Origin of the sequence: Streptomyces iconiensis, assembly GCF_028657195.3 — a bacterium.
GTDB lineage: Bacteria > Actinomycetota > Actinomycetes > Streptomycetales > Streptomycetaceae > Streptomyces > Streptomyces iconiensis.
In genome coordinates this window covers 24760-46774 of sequence record NZ_JANCPR020000011.1, presented here as the reverse complement: position 1 = coordinate 46774, position 22015 = coordinate 24760, and the positions used below count along the sequence as shown (strand labels likewise).

The window sequence follows — 22015 nt, the reverse complement described above, 5'->3', positions numbered from 1 at the left end:
GAGAGGGCGGCGGCACGGGCGGTCGACGCCGCGGGCCCGCACGATGCGGCGACCGTGCGGCCGAGAGCACATGCGAAGGGCAAGGCGGCCCTTGTCGCGGCAGTCGGGGGTACTGCGATGGCGGTCCTCCTCAGCGGCTGCGGCGGTGACACCGAAGCCGGGGGAGGGGACGGAGGGAACGGGAAGGCCGCCGCACCCTCGGCCAAGGCCGACCGTGCGCAGGACCCCACCAGAATTCCGGATGTGGGCGACAGGTTTCAGAAGAAGATTCCCGCCAAGAGCACCCAGGTCGTCGCCGTTGAGGGGAAGGACAAGGACTCGGCGGACGCGACGCTGCGCCTTTACACACGCCAGAAGCAGGGCGGCAAGTGGAAGCAGGAGCACACCTGGCAGGCGCACAACGGCAAGAAGGGCTGGTCCGCCAACCACCACGAGGGCGACAAGCGCAGCCCCGTCGGCGTCTTCAGCCTCTCTGACGCGGGCGGCGTGCTCGCCGACCCCGGCTCCAAGCTGCCCTATGCGCACACCCCGGCGTTCACCCCGCCGACGTACTGGCCGAAGAAGACGCGGCACGACTTCGACCACGTCATCGCCGTGGACTACAACCGCGTCAAGGGCACAACCCCCCTCGACCCGACCCGCCCGCAGGGGAAGGCCAAGGGGGGCAGCATCTGGCTGCACATGGATCATGGCGACGGCACCTCGGGCTGTGTGAGCATCTCCAAGTCCGGTATGGAGACGCTGCTGCGCACCCTCGACCCGGACCGGAGCCCGGTCGTGGTGATGGGGGACAAGCGGTCACTCGCCGGCTGAACCGGGCCCAGGTCCCAAGCCCCAGGTCCCAGGGCCCGAGTCCCGAGTCCCAAGTCCCGGGGCCCGAGTTCTACGCCCCGAGGGCCCGAGGGGCCGAGTCCTGCGGCCACTCCTACGACCAGCTCCCACTCCCGCGCCCCGCTCTCACGGCCTCCGCCAGGCAACCGGCGCCCGATCCCTGAACGAAGCGCGTACGGCTACCCCTTGGGCTTCTCGGAGTCGATACCGGTGCGCTCCTTCTTCCACAGCCCCCGGGTGAAGTCGGGGATCTCCTGCGGCATGCCCTTCGCCTTGATGGAGGCGTGGCTCAGCGGCACGGGAGAGGTCCAGGTGGCCGCGTCGTACACGTCGAAGTCGGGGACGAGTCCGAGGCGCATGCACTGTACGAGGCGGAAGAGCATGATGTAGTCCATGCCGCCGTGGCCGCCGGGCGGGTTGGCGTGTTCCTTCCACAGCCAGTGGTCGAAGTCCTTGTACTTGCCGAAGTCGCCCCACTCGTGACCGGACATGTCCGGCTCCAGATAGATCCGGGGCGGGTAGTCCTCGAACACGCCCTTCGTGCCGGCGAGGAGGTTGAGGCGGTCATAGGGGTGCGGGTTGGAGACGTTGTGCTCCAGCCGGATCACGCGGCCCTTGGCGGTCTGGACGAGACTGATCGACATGTCGCTTTCGACGTAGGTCTCCTTCCAGCTCTCGTGGTCCGGCGGCATGTGCTGCTTGCGGTAGGCGGCCAGGCCGAGGGAGGGCGTACCGAAGGTGCTGATGCGCACGGCGCGGTCGCCGCGGTTGACGTCCATGTAGTTGGAGGCCGGACCGAAGCCGTGGTTGGGGTAGAGGTCGCCCTTGAGGCGGGTGTGCCAGCGACGGCGCCAGGGACCCTCGTAGTAGTCGGGGTCGAACATCAGCTCGCGCAGATCGTGGATGTAGGCGCCCGCGCTGTGCAGCAGGTCGCCGAAGAGTCCCTCGTGTGCCATGCGCAGCACGCGCATCTCGTTCTGCCCGTAGGCGCAGTTCTCCAGCTGCATGCAGTGCTTGCGGTGCCGCTCGGAGAGGTCGACCAGCTCCCACAGTTCCTTCAGGTCCAGCGCGATGGGGCACTCCACGCCCACGTGCTTGCCGCCCTTGAGCGCGGCCTTGGCCATGGGGAAGTGCCACTCCCACGGCGTCGCGACATAGACGAAGTCCAGGTCGCCGCGTCTGCACAGCTTCTCGAAGTCGTGCTCGCCCTTGGTGTAGAGGGCGGGCGCCGGCTGGCCCGCGTCGGTGACCTTCTTCGCCGCGCGCTCGGTCTTCTCGCGCACCGTGTCGCACAGCGCGGTGACACGTACGCCCTTCAGTGCGAGGAACAGGTCGATCATGCTGCCGCCGCGCTGGCCCAGGCCGACGATGCCGACCCGGATGGTGCTGCGGCCCTCGAACGGGACGCCGATCATGGTCTCGCCCTGGCGTGGAGGCGCGGCGGGTGCCTGTGCTTCCCCGGCGTCCGCCGCGGCTCCGGGCGCGGCGTCCGCTGTTCCGGTGCCGAGCGCGCCGATGCCCAGTCCCGCTCCCGCGGCACCGGCCGTTCTGATCACCGAACGGCGGCTGAATCCTTGGTCGTTCATAGGGCCTCCCGGCAGGTCGCTGCGTGACGGATGCGTGAACTCCGTTCAGGACACTGGTGGTTGAGACCAGTGGTGCGCAAGAGGACGGGCTTGGACTCTCCTTGCCCGTAGATGGACTTCCTTGCGGGAGCGGGCAGCAAGATATTGCAGCAACAGCTGGAAATGCTTGCGGCAACTCTTGACGTGCCCACGCCGCAAGCGGCAGGCTCCGAGCCGTCACCCCCCACGGCGGCCCAGGCGCGTGGCTGCCTTCCCGGGCACCCCCTCGTGCCCGCATGACGAAGGAGCCGCAACGATGAGAAAACGCCTGCTCGGGGCGAGCACGGCCGGAGTTCTGGCGGCCGGCGGTCTGATAGCGGTCGCCCCCTGGCAGTCCCAGGCCGTGCCTCCCGGCGAGAAGACGGTCACCGCGACGATGTTCGAGCGGCCGTTCACCTCGGTCGCCAAGGAGTGCACCGACACGCTCGGACCGGCCGGTTACGGCTATGTCGAGGTCTCACCCGCGACCGAGCACATCCAGGGCGACCAGTGGTGGACCTCCTACCAGCCCGTCAGCTACAAGATCGCGGGCCGGCTCGGTGACCGTACCGACTTCGCGAACATGGTCGGCGCGTGCGACAAGGCGGGTGTCAAGGTGATCGCCGACGCCGTCGTCAACCACATGTCCTCCGGCTCGGGCACCGGAACCGGCGGCACGCGGTACACCAAGTACGGCTACCCCGGCACCTACGAGGACGCCGACTTCCACACCTGCCGCGAGAACATCAAGGACTACACCAACCGCGAGAACGTCCAGAACTGCGAACTCGTGGGTCTGGCCGACCTCGACACCGGCAGCGACAAGGTCCGCACCGCCATCGCCGGATACCTCGACGACCTGCGCTCGATGGGCGTCGCGGGCTTCCGCATCGACGCGGCCAAGCACATGGCCGCAGCCGACGTGGAGGCCATCAAGTCCACGATGCGGCAGGACCCCGGCTTCTGGGTCAGCGAGGTCATCCACGGCGCGGGCGAAGCCGTACAGCCCGAGGAGTACACCGGCGTCGGCGACGTGGACGAGTTCCGCTATGGAGCCCACATCAAGAGTGCCTTCCAGGGCGGTGACCTGGGCTCTCTCCAGGGCATCGGCGACGGAAAGCTCGACGGCGGCCCCGCGCGCACGTTCGTCGACAACTGGGACACCGAACGCAACGGCTCCACCCTCACCTACAAGGACGGCCCGGCCCACACGCTCGCCAACGTCTTCCTCCTGGCCCATCCCTACGGCTCACCGAACGTCTACTCCGGCTACGAGTTCAGCGACCACGACGCGGGCCCGCCCGGCGGCGACAGCGGCTGGACCAACACCCACGCCCGGCCGGAGATCACCGGCATGGTCGGGTTCCGCAACACCGTCGGTGCGGCGGAGCTGAAGGACTGGTGGTCGGAGGGCCAGGCGCTCGCCTTCAGCCGCGGCGACAAGGGCTTCGTCGCCCTCAACAACGGTGACGGCGAGCTGAACAGGAGCTTGAAGACCTCGCTGCCGGCGGGCACGTACTGCAACGTCGCCTCCGGGCTGGGAAACTGCGCCGAGAAGGTCCAGGTCGATGACGGCGGGACGGTCCAGCTCAAGTTGCCCGCGCACGCGGCCGTCGCCCTCCACACCGGCGCGACCGGATAGCCACGCACCGCAGGCGTGCGGGGGAGACCCCGCACGCCATACGGGGGCAACCGGCGCGGGCGGGTCCGTAACTCCCCGTCCCCGCATGCCCACGCGCGCGTCCCGCATGCCTTACGTGGGCGACGGCCTCGCCGTCCCCGCCGCCTGGGGCCCGTGTCCGGGCCCGGCGCCGCGCCCGCTCCGGGGCCGTGTCCTGGCCCGCACCGGTCCCCCTGTCACCTCGGCCGGGTGGCGCGCTCCAGTTCTTGGATGACCGAGTGGTAACCCCTGTTGCCCGTAGCGTGATTGAGCCCGATCTCGCAGGTGCGGTTGGCCGACAGATACGTGTCGTAGGAGCGCGCCGTCACCTCGGCGGCTTCCCGCGCGGTCGCCGAAGCCGTCAACTCCTCGTGCAGCAGCCCGCGGTCGCCCGCGAAGGCACAGCAGCCGGCGTCGAGCGGCACCACGACTTCCTCGGCGCATGCCTCGGCGACGGTGCGCAGTTCGGCCTCGTCGTCCAGGTGCCGCATGGAGCAGGTCGGGTGCAGTACGGCGGAGCCGGTGCGCTGCTCGATCGTCAGCCGGGGCAGCAGCTCCTCCGCCGCCCACACCAGGGAGTCGAGGATCCTCAGCTGGTCGTGCAGCTTGCGGTTGGCGGGCGTCAGATACGGCACGACCTCTTCGGCGATGCCCAGCGTGCACGAGGACGCGTCCACGACCAGGGGAAGTTCGCCGCCGTCGGTCCACCGCCAGGCGGCCTCCACCATCCGGTTGGCCATCAGTGTGTTGCCCGACTCGTAGCCCTTGGAGTGCCAGATCGTCGCGCAGCAGGTGCCGGTGACATCCTCGGGGATCCATACGGGTCGGCCGGCACGCGCCGAGACGATGATCATGGCCTCGGGCAGGGACAGCCCGTCGTAGCCCTTCGGGTCGCCGAAGATGCGGTTGACACAGGCCGGGTAGTAGACGGCTGCCGCGCTCGCTCTGTTCGTCGCGGGCAGCCGCTTGGCAGCGGGTCCAGGGACCTCCGGCAGCCACTCGGGCACCAGGTCGGGGCTCACGGCCTTGCGTGCCTTGTCCGTCAGGGAGTTCAGCAGCCGGTCGCCCAGGTCGCCGCCGCGTCCGCGCAGCCGTCCGCGCAGTTGGTCGGCCGCCGCGACGGCCAGCCGCGCTGAGCGCTCGACCCGCCCGAAGTGCCGGGCTGTCCGCTCGGCGTTGCGCTCCTCGCGTGCCGAGTGCCGCGCGTGCCGGAAGTCCTTCATCAGGGCGCCGGTGTCGATGCCCACGGGGCAGTCCAGCTTGCAGGTCGAGTCGCCCGCGCAGGTGTCGACGGCGTCGTACCCGTAGGAGTCGAGAAGGCTGTCGTTGACCGGTGAGCCGGGCGCCTGCCGCAGCATCTCGCGGCGCAGCACGATGCGCTGGCGCGGTGTGGTCGTCAGGTCCTCGCTCGGGCAGGTCGGTTCGCAGAAGCCGCACTCGATGCACGGGTCGGCCAGTGCCTCGACGCTCGGGATCGACTTCAGGCCGCGCAGATGCGCCCGCGGGTCGCGGTCCAGCAGCACACCGGGCGCCAGGACCCCGGCGGGGTCAACGATCCGCTTGACGCGCCACATCAGATCGGTTGCCCTGGCGCCCCACTCCAGTTCCAGGAACGGCGCGATGTTCCGCCCGGTGGCGTGCTCCGCCTTGAGGGAGCCGTCGAACCGCTCGACGGTCATCCGGCAGAACGCGTCCATGAAGGCGGCGTACCGCTCCACGTCGTCCGGGGCGGCGGCGTCGAAGGCCAACAGGAAGTGCAGGTTCCCGTGCGCGGCGTGCCCCGCGACAGCGGCGTCGAATCCGTGCCTCTCCTGCAGCTCCAGCAGCGCCTCGCACGCCTCCGCCAGCCGCGAGGGCGGTACGGCGAAGTCCTCGGTGATCAGGGTCGTTCCGGAGGGGCGCGATCCGCCGACGGCGGTCACGAACGCCTTGCGGGCCTTCCAGTAGGACGCGATCGTCCCCGGGTCGCGGGTCAGCTCGTTGGTCACCGAGGGCACCGGAGCGATCAGCTCCAGGCCGGACAGCACCTCCCGCGCCTCGCGTTCGCGCTCCTCACGCGTCGCGTCGTCGGGGGAGCGGAACTCCACCAGGAGCGCCGTGGTCTCCCTCGGCAGCTCGGCCCAGTCCTGCGGCACCCCGGCGACGCTGACCGAGGCACGCAGGGTGTTGCCGTCCATCAGCTCGACGGCCATCGCCCCGGCCTCGTTGAACCGTGGCACAGCGGCGGCGGCGGCCGACAGCGTCGGGAAGAAGAACAGGCCCGTCGAGGTGCGGCGCAGCAGGGGCAGGGTGTCGAAGACGACCTCGGCCAGGAAGCCGAGCGTGCCCTGCGAGCCCACCATCAGCCCGCGCAGGATCTCCACCGGTGTCCCGCCGTCGAGGAAGGCGTCCAGGCGGTAACCGTTGGTGTTCTTCAGCTCGTACTTCGCACGGATACGGGCGACAAGGCCGGCGTCCGCCTCGATCTCCGCCTTGAGGGCCATCAGGCCCTCGCACAGCTCGGGCTCGGCGCTCGCCAGCTTCTCGTCGGCGTCCGGCGCTGCGGTGTCCACGACGGTGCCGCTGGGGAGCACGGCGGTGAGCGAGGCCACGGTGCGGTAGGAGTTGCGGGTGGTGCCCGCTGTCATGCCCGAGGCGTTGTTGGCGACGACGCCACCGACGGTGCACGCGATGGCGCTGGCCGGGTCGGGTCCGAGCAGCCTGCCGTACGGCGCCAGCGACGCGTTCGCCCTGAACACGGTGGTCCCCGGCTGGATGCGGGCACGCGCTCCTTCCCCGTCCAGCACCTCGACGCCCGCCCAGTGACGGCGTACGTCCACGAGGATGTCCTCGCCCTGCGCCTGCCCGTTCAGCGAGGTACCGGCGGCGCGGAAGACGACATCGCGGCCGTGCTCGCGGGCGTAGGACAGTACGGCGGAGATGTCGTGCACGTCCTCGGCGAGCACCACGACCTGCGGCACGAAGCGGTACGGACTGGCGTCGGAGGCGTAGCGCACCAGGTCGGAGACCTTCCAGAGCACCTTGTCCGCACCCAGTAGCCGCTCCAGGTCACCGCGCAGCGGCTGCGCCGTGCCGCCCGCGCGGGAGTCGGCCACGCGGTCCGCCGCAGGGGAGTGCCCGGCTTCTGGCTGCGGACGCAGAGCGCCGGACTTGGGTTCGAGCAGCGGCATGGCATCTCCAAGGCGCGGAGGGGAGTGAGTGGAGGGCGGGGGCGAGGGGCGGAACCGGGTGTGAGGCAGACGAGCGAGCAGGTGCGAAGCACATGCTAGTTCGGGCCTCCGACATCAGCCCGGGCGGCCGTGTTCCACATCGAGCAGGGTCAGCAGCCTGCTCAGCTCTTCGCGCTGGTCCCCGGAGAGCGGGGCCAGCAGCTCCTCGGCGGCGGTCCTGCGTGCCTGCCGCAGCTCCTTGAGCGCGTGCGTGCCGCCCTCCGTCAGCTCGATACGGATCACGCGGCGGTTCGCCGTGTCCGGCGCGCGCCGCACCAGGCCGCGTTCCTCCAGCGCGTCGATCAGACTCGTCACCTGGCGGGGCACGACGCCCAGCCGTTCGGCGAGGTCCGCCATGCGCAGCGGCTCCTCACTGTGCGCGACCGTGCGCAGCGTCCGGGCCTGGGCGGGGGTGACGCCGACCGGCGCGAAGCTGTGCCGGTGGGCGTGGTTCAGCCGCCGGGTGAGGCGAAGTAGCTGGTCAGCGAGGTTTCCGGCGGACTCGTCAGCGGGGTGGAGCACCATGGCCGCAGACTACCAGGACTAAGTTCATTGTGAGTATAGGTAACGATGAACTATGCTCCATGAAGCATTGCGACCGTACCGGGCAGCACCGCCCCACACCCCCGCGAGGAGACCCTTGCCCCATGACGCCACCGGCTGGACGCCCGCGCCCAAGGGCGATCTGAGCACCGAACAGCCGGCCCAGGTCCGCCGGATCCTCCGCCTCTTCCGCCCCTACCGCGGGCGCCTCTCCCTCGTCGGCATGCTGGTCGCCGCTTCGTCCCTGGTCTCCGTCGCCTCCCCGTTCCTGCTGCGCGAGATCCTCGACGTCGCCATCCCCGACCAGCGCACCGGCCTGCTCAGCCTCCTCGCGCTCGGCATGATCGCGACAGCCGTGATGACGAGCGTCTTCGGAGTACTCCAGACCCTCATCAGCACCACCGTCGGCCAGCGCGTCATGCACGACCTGCGTACCGGCGTCTACGCCAAGCTGCAGCGGATGCCGCTCGCCTTCTTCACCCGCACCCGCACGGGCGAGGTCCAGTCCCGCATCGCCAACGACATCGGCGGCATGCAGGCCACCGTCACCTCGACCGCCACCTCGCTGGTCTCCAACCTCACCAGCGTCATCGCCACCGTCGTCGCCATGCTCGCCCTGGACTGGCGGCTGACCATCACCTCCCTGATCCTGCTGCCCTTCTTCGTGTGGGTGAGCCGCCGCGTCGGCCGCGAGCGCAAACACATCACCACCGAGCGGCAGAAACAGATGGCCTCCATGTCCGCCATCGTCACCGAGTCGCTCTCCGTCAGCGGCATCCTCCTGGGCCGCACCATGGGCCGCTCCGACTCTCTGACCCGCGACTTCGCCACCGAGTCCGAACGCCTCGTCGACCTGGAGATCCGCTCCAACATGGCCGGCCGCTGGCGCATGTCGACCATCGGCATCGTCATGGCCGCCATCCCCGCGCTGCTCTACTGGACAGCCGGAATGCTCGTCGACCTCGGAGGGCCCGCCTTCTCCATCGGCACCCTGGTCGCCTTCGTCACCCTCCAGCAGGGCCTGCTGCGCCCCACCGTCTCCCTGCTCACCACAGGCGTCGAGATGCAGACCTCGCTCGCTCTCTTCCAGCGCATCTTCGAATACCTCGACCTGCCGGTGGACATCACCGAACCCGACCACCCCGTAGCGCTCCCCACCGTGCGCGGTGAGGTCCGCTTCGAACACGTCGACTTCTCCTACGACCCCGCCGAACCCAACGGCACGCTCCATGGAATCGACCTCACCGTTCCCGCCGGAACGAGCCTCGCCGTCGTAGGAGCCACGGGATCAGGCAAGAGCACCCTCAGCTACCTCGTGCCGCGCCTGTACGACGTGACAGCCGGACGCGTCACGCTCGACGGGACCGACGTACGCGACCTGGACTTCGACACCCTCGCCCGGGGCATCGGCGTCGTCTCCCAGGAGACCTACCTCTTCCACGCCACCGTCGCCGACAACCTGCGCTTCGCACGCCCCGACGCCACAGGTGAAGAGATCCGCGAAGCCGCGCGGGCGGCCCAGATCCACGACCAGATCGCCGCGCTGCCCCAGGGGTACGACACTCTCGTCGGCGAACGCGGCTACCGCTTCTCCGGCGGCGAGAAGCAGCGCCTCGCCCTCGCCCGCACCATCCTGCGCGACCCGCCCGTCCTCATCCTCGACGAGGCCACCAGCGCCCTGGACACCCGCACCGAACGCGCCGTCCAGGAAGCCATCGACGCGCTCTCCGCCGGACGCACCACGCTCACCATCGCCCACCGCCTGTCCACCGTCCGCGACGCCGACCAGATCGTCGTCCTGGACGCGGGACGCATAGCCGAACGCGGCACCCATGACGAACTCCTCGCCGCAGACGGCCGGTACGCGGCGCTCGTACGCCGCGACGCACAGACAGCCGACGCCGCCGTCGGCTGACACGGCACGCCCCCGCACTCCGGCCGGGCGCGGGGGCCCGCCCGTACGCACACACCACACGGGACCCGCCCCCGGTGCACATGTGCGCACCACATGGGGCCCGGTACACGTCACATGGCAGCGCTCGCACCCGGTAAGCGCCCATAGGACATGCCACTTACGTCACTGCCGTCGCAGTCCGCGTCACGCGCTCGACCTCGCACCCGCTCTGACGGATCCTTGGGTGAGGCATCGGAAGCGCCGGAGAAGGGCACGAGCACCGGGGGGTGGCGACATGGACAAGTACGGCAGCGCTCACGAATGGCCCCACGACAGTGGCCCGCTGTGGCTCCACCCCGACGACGATCTCGCCCCCAACCGCCCCGGCGAGGACGTACACGCCAAGCTCGCCTCCCTGGAGCCCCGCGAACGCGACCCCGGACCGCTGCGCACCGCCCTCGCCCGCGTGGCCCGCCGGCCCCGCGCCGCCGCCGCATGGCGCGAGCAGCTCACGGGACAGCAGCGCGTGGGCGACATCCTCGAAGAGCTGACAGGCACCGGATGGCGCCTTCTGCACTCCCTCCCCCTGCCCTCCCACACGGTCATCGCCCACCTGCTCATCGGCCCCGGCGGAGTCTTCACCGTCCGCACAGAACACCACAGGCGCGCCCGCGTACGTGTCGGGCCCGACGCCGCCCAGCTGGGACGGCGTCGCGGCAGCGTGCCCTGCGTACGTCTCGCCAGGCGTGAGGCCCTGGCCGCCTCGCTCGCACTCGAACGCCGCTGCGGATTCGCCGTCACGGCACAGCCCGTCCTCGTCTTCGTGGCGGCCCGCGCCCTCACCTGCACCGACCCCTCCGGCACGGTGCTGGTGCTCAGGGAAGGGGAGATCGCCGACCGGCTCGGCCGTACCGGTGGCGTGTGGAAACCGGCCGAGATCGAGACCGTCTACGCCCTCGCCCGCGACCGCCGCACCTGGACCCGACTCTGACCGGGCACATCCTCTGACCCCAGGCATACCCCCGGCGCATCCGTGACCAGGCGCGGGGCCCCCGCCTCCACCCCCCGTCCCCGCCAGGCGGCCGGGCCGGCCGGAAGGTCCTAGCGGCGCACGACCCGGGGCTTGGGGTCGAAGACGCAGAACTTGTTGCCCTCCGGGTCCTCCAGGATGTCCCAGCCGATCTCCTTGTCCCGCCTGCGCACCAACCTCGCCCCCAGCGCCAGGAGTTCCTCCGTGTCACCGAAGACGTCCAGGTGCATCCTGCTGCCCTCACTGGGCTCGGACACAGGGTTCAGCCAGATCAGCGGACCCGAACCCTCCGGGTCGTAGATCGGCACCGGCCACTCCCGCGGCTGCTCCGTGTACCCGGCGGGTGGCTCACGCCGTACGTACCCCAGCGCCGAGCACCACCAGTCCGCCAGCGACTGGTGGTCGGCGGCCTCCAGGGCCAGATCCTTGAATCGTGCTGCCATGAGCCGAGCGTACGGCCGCCGGACGGCGCACGCCCCCGAGCGGGCGGCAGAACGGGCTCACATCAGCCGCTCCGCAGACGAGCGCGTCACCCGTAGTGCGCAGCCCGCCTGTAGTGCGCAGCTCACCTGTAGAGCAGATACGGGCGGCGTGCCCGCTCGAAGTCCCGCACCTCCGAGCGCCAGGCGGCCGTGATCTCGCGTACGTCCTTGCCCGCGTCGACCATCTCCCGCAGCCGGGGGGAGCCCGACAGCTTGTCGATCCAGAACGGACGCTTCGGATCCGCGTCCTTGCGCCATTCGAAGGCGTCGTACTTCCTTGCTTCCACCAGCATCGCCACCGCCGTCGGCACCGCCTCGTAGCGGCCCGGGTCCGTCACCAGAAGCTGTACGCCCGCGCAGGTCTTGCCCTCGTGCTTGCTGAAGGTGGGCACGAAATAGCCCTCGCGGAAGCGCACTCCCGGAAGCCGCAGCGCGTTGAGGCGGTCACTGAAGTGGTAGTCCAGATAGGGCGCCCCCACGAACTGGAACGGCTGCGTCGTACCCCGCCCCTCCGACAGGTTCGTGCCCTCGAAGTACCCGGTACCCGCATAGGCCGAGGCGGTGTCGGCCGTCGGCATGTTCGGCGAGGGCGGCACCCAGGGAAGCCCGGTGTCCTGCGCCGTGGAACGCGGCTCCCAGCCCCGCACCCGTACGACCTCCAGCTTCACCTTGCCGCCGTCGCCCTCCCGCGGCAGCAGCTCACCGTTGAAGTAGCGCGCCAGCTCCCCGACGGTCATCCCGTGCTGCTGGATGATCGGCTTGAGACCGACACCCGAAGCGAACTCCGGTGTCAGCAACGGCCCGTCCGCCCTCCGGCCGATCGGGTTCGGCCGGTCCAGCACCACGAAGGAGGCACCGATCGTCCTGGCCGCCACCATCGCGTGGTACATCGTCCAGATGTAGGTGTAGAAGCGCACGCCCACGTCCTGGATGTCGAAGACGATCGTGTCGGCGCCCGACTTGCGGAACAGCCCCGCCATCTTCGCCGCGTCGGCCCCGTACGCGTCGTACACCGTCAGGCCCGTACGCGGATCCTTGAACTCCGGCTCGGACTCGCCCGCTTGAGCGCTGCCGCGGAAGCCGTGCTCCGGCCCGAAGACCCCGGCGATTCTCAGCTCCTCGTGCGCGGCCATCGAGTCCACCACATGGCTCGCGTCCCGCAGAACACCCGTCGGATTGCTCACCACACCGACCTCGCGGCCCCGCAGCATCCGCCACCCCTGCGCAGCCGCCGCGTCGGCCCCCGGAGTGACACCGTGCCCGGAACCACCCGGTCCGGCCGGTCCGGGCGGCGCGGCGGCAGCGGTACGCGCGAACAGCGGTGAAGCGAGCGCGGCAGCCGTTCCGCCGGCCACGAGCGAACGACGGGAGGGTGCACTGGTCATGACGGACCGTCCTTCCGAGGGGCTGGTGGGGCAAGCTAATACGAAGGTGACACCGCCGACCAGGGTCCGCACACGGGGTAACCCGCGTGCGCTCGGCCACGCACCGGGCGATGATGGGCGCCATGGCAGGACCGAACCTCACCCTTGTCCAGGGCGACATCACCGAACAGGACGTCGACGCCGTCGTGAACGCCGCCAACTCCTCGCTGCTGGGCGGCGGCGGAGTCGACGGCGCGATCCACCGCAAGGGCGGGTCCGACATCCTCGCCGAGTGCCGCAGGCTCCGCGCCTCGCACTACGGGAAGGGCCTCCCCACAGGACAGGCCGTCGCCACCACGGCCGGCCGGCTGCCGGCACGCTGGGTCATCCACACCGTCGGCCCGGTATGGGGCCGCGAGGAGGACCGCTCGGAACTGCTCGCCTCCTGCCACCGCGAATCCCTGCGCGCCGCACGCGAACTCGGCGCCCGTACGGTCGCGTTCCCCGCCATCTCCACCGGCGTCTACCGCTGGCCGCTGGAGGACGCCGCACGCATCGCGGTCACCACACTCCGCGAAGAGGGCGAGGGCTTCGCCGAGCTGCGGTTCGTGCTCTTCGACAAGCGCGCCTACGACACCTTCTCCGCCGCGCTCTGACGTGCGCACCGGCACCGGTACGTCGGCAACCCGGCACCGGCACACGTCGGCACCGGCACACCGGCACGCCTCACACAGGCACCTCGGAGGGGGACCGGCAGGACAGCGGGCGCTCAGAACAACGGCTCGATCAGCTCGACCGCACTCAGCGCCGCGGCCACAGCGACGGCGTCATCCCCGGGCGCCCACAGCGCCACGTCCCACGCCGTGTCCGCCAGCTTGATGGCGTGTTCGTCCCCGTGCGCAGCCGCCCGCGCGAACGCCTCCCGCGCCGTGAGCCCACCGGACGCCGACGCGACCCCTCCCTCCCCGGGGCCGTAGGAGGCGGTGACGGCGGCGCTCGCCGCCCACGCCGCGTCCACGCTCGGGGCCCACAGTTCCGAGGGCAGCGCCGGCAGTGTCCGCAGTACGGCGTTGGGCGCCGTGGCCGCGTGCACGAGCATCACGGGCTCCCCGTGCGCGTGGGTGGCGTACCGGTGGGTCGCGACCCGCACCAGCTCCACCAGCACCTCACGCGCGGCCTCGGCAGGCGACACGCCTTCCGTACCGGCAGGGCCCGCACCGCTCGCCGCACCGGACCTGCCTTCCGAACCGGGCACACCCTCCGAACCGAGCGCACCCTCCCCACCAAGCGCACCCTCCGCACCGAACGGGACCCGAACGGGTCGGTCGGGCAGCGCGGTGATGCGGGCGAGCCTCTCCTGGATGCCGCCGCTCCGGTCGGCCACCAGGGGTACCGCCTCCAGTGCCGCGCCCGCCGTCGTGGGCGCGGGCAGCCGCCCGATCCCGGTGAGCACGTGGTGGCGGGCCGCCCAGTAGCCCAGCGCGTGCGCCAGCTCCGTCCGGCGCGGCTCCGTGTCACCGCCCTCGCTCAGCAGCGTGCGCACCGCGTGCCCCGTCCGGATCACCGGATGGGTGGCGGCGCCCGAGATTCCCGGCAGCAGCCGTGGCCACCACTCGGCCAGCACCGCACGCCACGGGTGTTCCGCGATCCGCAGCGCGAAGTACCGGGTCCAGTCGGCCAGCCGGCGCGGATCGCCCAGCGCCTCCCGCCAGTTGGCGTCCGTCACGGGCGACTCGTGCCCGGGCATGTCCTCCAGCTTGTCGCGGTAACGGTCGATCCACCGGTGCACGGCGGGCGCCTCGCCATGCCGCACCAGTGCCTCGACGGCCATCGGCGCATGGTTGGAGAGCCAGCCCATCCGCTCGGGTCCGCTCGCGTGCAGCCGCACCAGCGCCTCGTCGAGAGTTCCCGTCGTATCGCCGTTCCCGCCTGTCACCCGCGTGTCCATGGCGCCGACGCTACGCCCGCGCCCGCAGGCCCGTAACGGACGCGGGTCCCGCTCTCCCGCCTTCCTCGGTCCTAGGACCTGCGGCCCGAGCGTGCCAGCCAACGGCCCTCCTGCGAGGTCACCTCGATCGGCCGCCCAAAACAGCGCGTCATCGCCTCACCGGTCAGCACCTCGGCCACGGGCCCGGCCGCCTGCGTCCTGCCCTCCCGCAGCAGCAGCGCATGGCTGGTGCTGGGCGGCAGCTCCTCCAGGTGGTGGGTGACCGTGACGGTCGCGAGCCCGGGGCGGTCAGCGGCGAGCCTGCGCAGCGCGTCGATGAGGTCCTCGCGCGAGGGCAGGTCCAGCGCGTTGAACGGCTCGTCGAGCAGCAGCAGCGACGGTGAGGGCATCAGCGCCCGTGCGATCAGCACCCGGGCACGCTGTCCGCCCGAGCACACACCGAACGGGCGGTCGGCCAGCTCCTTGCACTCAAGCTCCGACAGCAGCGCGTACGCCTGCTCGCGGGTCGCCTCGTCGTACTTCTTCCACAGCGGCTGGACCGTCCCCGTCGCACCCGTCAGCACCACCGTGTGCGCCGTCGCGTCCTGCGGGACCCGCTGCGAGGTGGACACATGACCGATGTGGGCGCGCAACTCCCGTACGTCGACCCGGCCCAGCCGGTTGCCCAGCACCTCCACGCTCCCCGTCGTGGGGTGCATCGTCGCGCCCAGCAGCTTCAGCAGCGTCGTCTTGCCCGCGCCGTTCGCACCGAGCAGCGCCCAGTGCTCGCCGGCCCGTACCGACCAGTCGATCCCGTCGAGGATGACCTGGTCGGAGGTCATACGCCGGACACTGACGTCCTCGATCGCGGCGACCTGACGGGGCGGAGTGAGCATGCGGGCCTCCCGGCACGGACTGCGGGCGTGGCAGGCGGACCGCGCGGGCCCGCTCCTGCCCGCCATGGGGCGTTACGTATGAGTTGTACGCTGCACCCACTTGCCGGGAGACGTCGGCACCGTCCGCGATACGGACAGCGGAGCGGCCCCGGCCGTAGGAGCGAGGGGGCCTTCTCGCCGTGGCCCGCAGCCGGCACCTTCCATGGTCGAGCTGCGACGAACCAGGCGTTCCTGTAAAGAAACTGAAGAACATTCGCCCTGAACTCGCGGGAACTTTGCGGGAGTTAGGCTTCTCGGTCCGAACATGACCGAAGTGGAGAGTGGGAAGGGTTTATGTCCCTGCCTGGCACCGTCGATTACCCCCCTGGCTTGCTGGACACCACGATGGACCAGCTCCGCACGCTGCTCGCCGTCCACGAGGAGGGCACAGCGCTGGCCGCTGCCCGGCTCCTGGGGCGCGAGCAGTCCAGCGTCCAGAAGCAGATCGACACGCTGAACCGGAAACTGGGGGAGCACTGCGGCGAGCCGCTGCTCCGTAAACGGGGGAGGGGCGAACGAGTCCAGTTCACCGCCACGGGAGAGGCACTGGCCCGGCTCGCCCGCGGCACCCTCGACGAGTGGCGCGGAAGTCTGGACAGTGCGAGACGCCGCAGCGGCCGGACCCTCATGGTCGGCTCGACCCGCTACACGCTCGGCTATCTCCTGGACGCCGTCGAGCAGGTCAACGACCGTCTCGCGCGGGACGACGTCGAGCTGAGGATCGCGCACGTGCGCAGCGGAAGCCTGCTGGAGAAGCTCCGCTCCCGTGAACTCGACCTGGTCTGCGGCAGCGTCCTCACCTCGGCGTCCGCGGGGGCCGCCGAGAACGAGGCACGCTTCGAGGGCTACGAGGTCATGGAGTGGCGGCGCAGCGGCCTCTCGCTGGTCACCAACGAACCGGCCTCACAGCTGCCCGGCGACACCGCCGGCGTCCGCGCGCTGGCGACCATGCCCCTGGTGGTCTCGGCCGACGGCATCATCCCCGACTTCCTGCGCGGCTGGTTCGGCGCGGACTACCGCCGCCGGATGCGCATCGCCGCGGAGATCGACTCGGCACACTACGGCTTCGAACTCCTCAGCTCCGGCGTCCTGTACGGCAGCATGCTGGTCACCCAGGGCATAGGCGAGGCCATCGCCGAAGGCAGGCTCCCCGAGGCCAGAGGTCTGCGCACCCTGCGCCTGGTCGAGGACATGGGCCCGTCCCTGCGCGTCCTGGTGGGCGCCTTCCGCCGCCGGGACCCGGGAGCCGGCGGCCCGGGACATCCGGTGAGCCTCGTATGGGAGGCGCTGCTGCGGCGCAACGCGGGAGCAGGCACGTACGCGGGCACGGGAGACCCGCGTACGGCCGGGAAGCGCCCGTCACTGGCCGGCTCGGCGAGCCGGCCGAGCGTAGGAGCGGCACACTGAACGCCTGCTGCGGGCCCGGCCCCTCCTGACGGCGTACCAGGAAGGCCCGTCTCCTGACGGCGTACCGGGAGGGCCCGCCGGTCCTCGCTCCCGGAGCGAACGAGGTGTTCCCCGGCCCTCGCACGGGGCCGGGGAACACACCAACAGCCCGGGCTCAGCGGCTGATCACCGCGCTGTGGCTGGTGCGGGCGTGCTGTGACTGATCACGGCGTCGCGGCTGCCGAGCCGTAACGGTGCTCGGACACGAGGTTTCCGTCCGTGTCGCGCAGCTTGGCGGCGTCGCCCTTGTCGTTCCAGATGGGGCGCCCGCTGCCGTAGGAGAAGCCGCCCCACTCGGGGTGGTTCTGGTTGGTGTAGATCCGGATGCGCTGCCCCGGCTGCAGCACGGTGCCGGCGGGGAAGGTGAAGTCCTGCCCCGCGTCGTCGGCGCCGAGCACCCAGCCGGAGATGTCGGCGGGCGCTGTGCCCCGGTTGACGACCTCCACGTACTCGTCGGCCTGCGTACGCTTGACCTCGCCCTTGAACCGCACATTCGCGATGCGCACGTCCGGACGGCCGATGCGGGCGAGCACGGCGACCAGGTCGGCGCTGTTGGCCCCGTTCTCCGGGCTGATGAACCGGGTGACGATCTGCCCGCCCATCTTGAACCCGGTGATCACGACCGCGTACTCGGTGCCGTCGATGATCACCGTCTCCGGGGAGACCCGGGTGGGCAGGTCGACGATGTCCTCGGGGCTGGGCCCGACATTGGGCGTCTCGTTGTGGTGGAAGCGGAAGCTGAAGTCGTGTGGAACCTGGTCCTCGAACAGGACGCGCACCGCGAGGTCGACATCGAACTCGCTCTGCGGCATCCCCTGGATCGGGAAGTTCTGGTGAGTGAAGGTGCCTAGCGTGAACTCGGTACCGTCCAGCAGCACTTCGGCCGTTCCCCCGGCGAACAGATACCCGCTCTTCCCCGCACCTCCGGCGGGCACACCCCACTTGACGTTGTCGGTGTTGAGCCCTTCGAGGCTGGGCGGAGTCACGCTGATGGCGGGCCAGGTGCCGGACGTGTCGACTTTGGACATCGCCGATCCCCTTCTCCCTGATCGAGTGGCCCGGCAGGTCAGCCGGGCAACGCAAACGTAGAGTCACCAACGTTGCTATGTAAGTGAAGTGCCCTTATTTCCGAAGAAGTTACGAGCAACGGTGTATGACGCCACCCCCTCCACGCTGAGCCCACAGCCCCCTCCACACGGGGCCACCCCGTCGACCGGACTGAGGAAAGCTGGTCGGGACGGATCATCGCGTGTGCCGGCCGGCGGCCCGGACAGGTGTGCGCGCCGTCGGCCTGGCCTTCTCAGGTGAGGCCGCGCAGCGCTTCGTCGTCCGTGCTGCCGGGCTGGGGAAGTACACGTACAGGACGTGGCCCTCAGGGCCGGTGAGCGCGAACGCCGCGAGGCCACGCTCGCGGCGTCAGGGCGTCATCACGGCGACCGCGTCCGCAGACGTCACCGACGAGAAGGCCCTCACCGCTGCGCTCGGCGCACTGCGCGAGCGGCTCGGTCCCATCGCGGCGGTGCTGTTCAGTCCACGGCCGAGCCTCGGGTGGATCAAGCCCGTTCTCGCCACCGCGCCGTCGGACATCGGGAGCGCACTGGCACGGAGCGTCGTGGCAGGTCGTCGGCCCCCGTCGGCCCCGGCGTCAGGCACGAACCGCACGAGGTGGCCCAGGAACTCTGGCGGCTGCACACCACACACGACCAGCCACTGCTCGTCCTGCGGTGACACCGAGAACCGGCCGAGTAGTGACGCCTGACGACACCGGGGTGCTGTTACGGCTTTTCGGCCACGGCTTCGGGTTCGGGTTCGGGTTCGCGCTCGGGTTCTGTGAACGGGATGTCGCGCATGCCGCGCAACGGTGAGAAGAACAGCCACAGTCCCGCGCAGCAGCCGCCGGCGACGGCGATCCACAACGTGGTCTGGACGCCGAAGGCGGTGGCGAGCCCGCCGCCGGCCAGACCGCCGAGCGGCAGCGTGCCCCAGGTGATCCAGCGAGCGGCAGCGCTGACCCACCAACCGTGCCCGGCCAGCGGGATGAGCAGACCGGGCAGCGACAGCACGGTCATCGACATCCAACTGATCCGCGCCGAGCCGAACTTACGGGCGAGGTACTTTGCCGCCACGCCGCCCGCTACCCCACCGACGGCCCCCAGTGCCAGCAGCAGCCCGACCAGGCCCGGCTGTAGATGCAGCGTGCGGATCAGGGAAAGAGTGCCGAGGGTCTCCACCATGATGACGAAGAAGTTGGCGGTGCCGTTGAACGCCACCGAGTTGCGCAGGATCGGATCGCGGAAGATGTAATCGAGGCCCTCACGGATCTGCGACCGCAGCGTGGGACGCTGGTCGGCTTTCGGTCGGGGACGGCGCGGCTCACGGGTACGGATCGCCGACAACGAGCCCGCCGACAACGCGAAGGAATCGCGTCGGCGGCCATCGCCCCCGCGGCGCCCACCAGCGTCACCAGCCCCGCGCCCGTACTGGGCCCGGCGATCTGCGCGACCGACCGGGAGGCGGCGAGCTTGCCGTTGCCGTCCATGAGCTGGTCGCGGGGAAGGACCGCCGGCAGATATGCCTGGTAGGCGACTGAGAAGAATACGGAGAGCACGCTGGAGACCAGTGCGACAACATAGAGTTGAGCGAGCGTCAGCGCTCCGACGGCGTGTGCCAGCGGCACCGAGCCGATCACCACGAACAGCGCGAGGTCGCCCCCGATCATCAGCCGGCGCTTGGCGATCCGGTCCACTATGGCCCCGGCCGGCAGCGCCACCAGGAGAAACGCACTTGTCTCCGCCGCCGCCAATAGGCCGACCTGGAAGGCGGAGGCTTCCAACAACACGACGGTGACCAACGGCAGAGCGAGAATGGTGATGTGCGTCCCCATCTCGCTGACCGTCTGGCTGCCCCATAACAGCAGAAATTCGCGACTGTGCCAGATCGAGGAACGCTTTCTACCGTCATCGGCCATTCATCAGACAGCGTCAGCACCCCCAACCTAAGTCCATGCCACCCTCAGCCACAGACATCGCCGAAATCCCGTCAGCGGTGGCGCCGCTTCTCGTCCTGCGTGAGTCCGGCCCCGGGCGGCCCGTTGTGACGGCCCGGCCGGCGGCGGCGAGGATGCGCTGTCGGGTCAGCTCGCCGGGGCAGAGGCAGACCATGTGCCGCAAGCCCCCCTGCGGGACCAGGGGTTGTTCATACCGTGGCTGGGGCGCTGAGGGGATGTTCTCGGGTTCATCCCCAGCGATTTGTTCTCGGAAGTCTGCGCCAGAGAGGGCGCCGATTTCCCCTGCGACCGCTGGTCTCGCGCCGTCAGGTCCGCGCGCCGGGCGAGCCGGTCGAACAGCCCCCTTGACCCCGGAGTACGTCATCGCCCGCCCGAGCGGCTCGCCGATCCTCATGCCGGTGCACCGCAGCAGGAGCACCAGGAAGCGGTCCCGCGCGTACCGGGTCGCGTCGATCAGGCGGGCGATCTGCTCGACCGTCAGCCACTCGGTCCCCGGGTCGACGCCCCGGTGAAGACAAGGGGCGTCCGCCCGACCCGTTACGGCGTGCCGGCGAGCTTGCCCATCACGTCGTACATCTGCTGCGGGGTCAACGGGGCGACGGAGAGCGGGGCTTGCGCTGGTTCCGTGTGGAGTCCTTCGAGCAGGAAGGCGACCTGGCGCCGCCAGGCGTCGGGCGCGGTGTCAGCGACCGCGCGAGCGAGCAGAGCATTGGTGCCGAAGAAGACCAGGAGGTCCTCGCCGGTGAAGTCCTGGCGGATGGCACCGGCCTGCTGGGCCCGCTCGATGATCCGTGTGGCGGCGTTCTGCGTCCGGCCGCAGATGGCCATCAGGCACTCGGCAGCCGGAAAGCGTCCGCTGACGACGTCGGCGACCGCGGGATCCGTGGCCTGCAGTTCACAGACCTTCTCGATGTAGTACGCGAACCCCTCCCCGGCCTTCTCGAAGGACAGCGCGTGCTCGGCGGCCTCGTCGAGACGGTCGGCTGCCAGCCCGGTCACCACTTCGTCGATGAGCGCCTCGCGGGTGCCGAAGAGGTTGTAGAGCGTGCCGTGGCTCACACCGGCCCGGCGGGCGATCTCCTTCAGGGGCACCTTGAGGCCGCGCTCCTGGAAGAGCTCGGCGGCGGCTGCCCGCAGTTTCTCCGCGTTCCGTTGCGCGTCGGCCCGCATCCGGTCGTTCCTCCTGGTCGTGGCATTGCGGCCCCCATCGTCGCATTCCCCGGCAGCCTAAGTTGACCCTTGGGTCACCTTAGGTGTTACCGTCGGCGGGAAGTTGACCCCCGGGTCAAGAATACTGCTACGGCAAGGAGCAGCCGCATGTGCAAAGTGATCGCCGTTTTCGGTGCCGGTACAGGTCTGGGTGTGTCCGTGGCCCGCCGCTTCGGACGCGAAGGTTTCCGGGTCGCGCTGGTGGCCCGCCGCAAGGACCGGCTGGACGCCCTCGTCGAGGTGCTCGCCGGCGAAGGCATCGAGGCGGTCGCGTTCTCCGCCGATCTCTCCAAGCCGGCCGAGGTGCCCGCTCTCGTCGGGGCGATCCGTGACCGCTTCGGCCGGATCGACGTGGTCGAGTACGGGCCGATCAGCGGCGAACAGGGCTTCACCCCCGCCGCCGAGCTGGACGCGGCCACTTTGCAGGACCTGTCTCCGATCCTGCTGTTCACCCCTGTCGAGGTGGTCCGGGCCGTGCTGCCGGAGTGGACCGAGCGCGGCGAGGGCGCCTTCCTGCTGGCCCAGGGCTACTCGGCGGCGCAGCCGATGCCCCACCTCAGCGGCCTGGGCCCGGTGATGGCCGCCACCCGCAACTACCTGTACTCCCTCAACGCCGAGCTGGCTGACTCGGGTATCTACGTCGGCGCCCTGACCATCGCGTCCCTGATCGCCCGCAGTGAGGTGTCCGCCGCGGCCCAGGCCGCCTTCGAGTCGGCCGACGGACCGCAGTTCCCCGTAGCCGACCCGGACGACCTCGCGGAGGACTACTGGAACATGTACACCAAGCGCGACCGCGTCGAGCAGTTCCATCCCGAGCCACTGACTCCGCAGGCGGCGGCGTAGCGCCGACGGGCACGAACGGCCCTCCGCCGCC

General features: G+C 70.4%; 18 protein-coding genes. 7 read left to right on the top strand and 11 right to left on the bottom strand.

Annotated elements, in window-relative coordinates:
• Positions 1 to 117 precede the first annotated feature (117 nt).
• Complete coding sequence (locus NMN56_RS13305; protein ID WP_280842685.1) at positions 118 to 813, top strand: L,D-transpeptidase family protein; 696 nt, start codon at positions 118 to 120, stop codon at positions 811 to 813.
• A gap of 197 nt (positions 814 to 1010) precedes the next feature.
• Here NMN56_RS13305 and NMN56_RS13300 read toward each other — a convergent pair whose 3' ends face one another.
• Positions 1011 to 2417 (bottom strand): Gfo/Idh/MocA family protein, encoded by a 1407-nt coding sequence (locus NMN56_RS13300; RefSeq protein ID WP_274041130.1) that lies wholly within the window; start codon positions 2415 to 2417, stop codon positions 1011 to 1013.
• Positions 2418 to 2712: 295 nt separating this feature from the next.
• Here NMN56_RS13300 and NMN56_RS13295 point away from each other — a divergent pair, with 295 nt between their 5' ends.
• On the top strand, positions 2713 to 4077 hold the full coding sequence (locus tag NMN56_RS13295; RefSeq protein ID WP_274041129.1) for an alpha-amylase: 1365 nt from the start codon (positions 2713 to 2715) through the stop codon (positions 4075 to 4077).
• Positions 4078 to 4292: 215 nt separating this feature from the next.
• On the opposite strand, the gene NMN56_RS13290 is transcribed toward NMN56_RS13295, so the two are convergent.
• Both NMN56_RS13290 and NMN56_RS13285 read right to left on the bottom strand, forming a co-directional pair.
• Positions 4293 to 7265: an FAD-binding and (Fe-S)-binding domain-containing protein gene (locus NMN56_RS13290; RefSeq protein ID WP_274041128.1), complete on the bottom strand. Its 2973-nt coding sequence runs from the start codon at positions 7263 to 7265 to the stop codon at positions 4293 to 4295.
• A gap of 114 nt (positions 7266 to 7379) precedes the next feature.
• The gene (locus NMN56_RS13285; RefSeq protein WP_274041127.1) at positions 7380 to 7829 is read right to left on the bottom strand and encodes a MarR family winged helix-turn-helix transcriptional regulator; all 450 of its coding nucleotides are present in this window, start codon (positions 7827 to 7829) and stop codon (positions 7380 to 7382) included.
• A 115-nt stretch (positions 7830 to 7944) separates the two neighbouring features.
• Here NMN56_RS13285 and NMN56_RS13280 point away from each other — a divergent pair, with 115 nt between their 5' ends.
• Both NMN56_RS13280 and NMN56_RS13275 read left to right on the top strand, forming a co-directional pair.
• Entirely contained in the window at positions 7945 to 9762 is a 1818-nt protein-coding gene (locus tag NMN56_RS13280; protein ID WP_274041126.1) for an ABC transporter ATP-binding protein, read from the top strand.
• 274 nt (positions 9763 to 10036) lie between these two features.
• The gene (locus NMN56_RS13275; RefSeq protein WP_274041125.1) at positions 10037 to 10732 is read left to right on the top strand and encodes a nuclease-related domain-containing protein; all 696 of its coding nucleotides are present in this window, start codon (positions 10037 to 10039) and stop codon (positions 10730 to 10732) included.
• Between the two features lie 110 nt (positions 10733 to 10842).
• Here the strand turns inward: NMN56_RS13275 and NMN56_RS13270 are convergent, their stop codons facing one another.
• A complete protein-coding gene (locus NMN56_RS13270) occupies positions 10843 to 11214 on the bottom strand; it encodes a VOC family protein (RefSeq protein ID WP_274041124.1) in 372 nt (123 codons plus the stop codon).
• 122 nt (positions 11215 to 11336) lie between these two features.
• A complete protein-coding gene (locus NMN56_RS13265; RefSeq protein ID WP_274041123.1) occupies positions 11337 to 12638 on the bottom strand; it encodes an exo-beta-N-acetylmuramidase NamZ family protein in 1302 nt (433 codons plus the stop codon).
• A gap of 122 nt (positions 12639 to 12760) precedes the next feature.
• Between NMN56_RS13265 and NMN56_RS13260 the strand changes: the two genes are divergently transcribed.
• On the top strand, positions 12761 to 13273 hold the full coding sequence (locus NMN56_RS13260; RefSeq protein ID WP_274041122.1) for an O-acetyl-ADP-ribose deacetylase: 513 nt from the start codon (positions 12761 to 12763) through the stop codon (positions 13271 to 13273).
• A 113-nt stretch (positions 13274 to 13386) separates the two neighbouring features.
• Here NMN56_RS13260 and NMN56_RS13255 read toward each other — a convergent pair whose 3' ends face one another.
• Positions 13387 to 14565 carry a questin oxidase family protein gene (locus NMN56_RS13255; RefSeq protein WP_274041121.1) on the bottom strand — a complete coding sequence of 393 codons (1179 nt, stop codon included), beginning with the start codon at positions 14563 to 14565 and terminating at the stop codon, positions 13387 to 13389.
• Positions 14566 to 14636: 71 nt separating this feature from the next.
• Positions 14637 to 15440, bottom strand: coding sequence for an ABC transporter ATP-binding protein (locus NMN56_RS13250; RefSeq protein ID WP_274041120.1), 804 nt, complete (start codon positions 15438 to 15440; stop codon positions 14637 to 14639).
• 369 nt (positions 15441 to 15809) lie between these two features.
• Between NMN56_RS13250 and NMN56_RS13245 the strand changes: the two genes are divergently transcribed.
• Positions 15810 to 16886, top strand: a complete 1077-nt coding sequence (locus NMN56_RS13245) for a LysR family transcriptional regulator (RefSeq protein ID WP_347178590.1) — start codon at positions 15810 to 15812, stop codon at positions 16884 to 16886.
• A gap of 203 nt (positions 16887 to 17089) precedes the next feature.
• Here NMN56_RS13245 and NMN56_RS13240 read toward each other — a convergent pair whose 3' ends face one another.
• The 4 genes from NMN56_RS13240 to NMN56_RS13225 form a co-directional block, all read right to left on the bottom strand.
• Complete coding sequence (locus NMN56_RS13240) at positions 17090 to 17953, bottom strand: lamin tail domain-containing protein (protein WP_274041118.1); 864 nt, start codon at positions 17951 to 17953, stop codon at positions 17090 to 17092.
• 747 nt (positions 17954 to 18700) lie between these two features.
• Positions 18701 to 19195, bottom strand: a complete 495-nt coding sequence (locus tag NMN56_RS13235) for a hypothetical protein (protein WP_274041116.1) — start codon at positions 19193 to 19195, stop codon at positions 18701 to 18703.
• The gene (locus tag NMN56_RS13230; RefSeq protein ID WP_274041115.1) at positions 19129 to 19893 is read right to left on the bottom strand and encodes an MFS transporter; all 765 of its coding nucleotides are present in this window, start codon (positions 19891 to 19893) and stop codon (positions 19129 to 19131) included. The genes NMN56_RS13235 and NMN56_RS13230 overlap by 67 nt, the downstream gene beginning before the upstream one ends.
• Before the next feature lie 576 nt (positions 19894 to 20469).
• Positions 20470 to 21102: a TetR/AcrR family transcriptional regulator gene (locus NMN56_RS13225; protein ID WP_274041114.1), complete on the bottom strand. Its 633-nt coding sequence runs from the start codon at positions 21100 to 21102 to the stop codon at positions 20470 to 20472.
• Positions 21103 to 21249: 147 nt separating this feature from the next.
• On the opposite strand from NMN56_RS13225, the gene NMN56_RS13220 reads away from it, so the two are divergent.
• The gene (locus tag NMN56_RS13220) at positions 21250 to 21984 is read left to right on the top strand and encodes an SDR family NAD(P)-dependent oxidoreductase (protein WP_274041113.1); all 735 of its coding nucleotides are present in this window, start codon (positions 21250 to 21252) and stop codon (positions 21982 to 21984) included.
• The last annotated feature ends 31 nt before the right edge of the window (positions 21985 to 22015 follow it).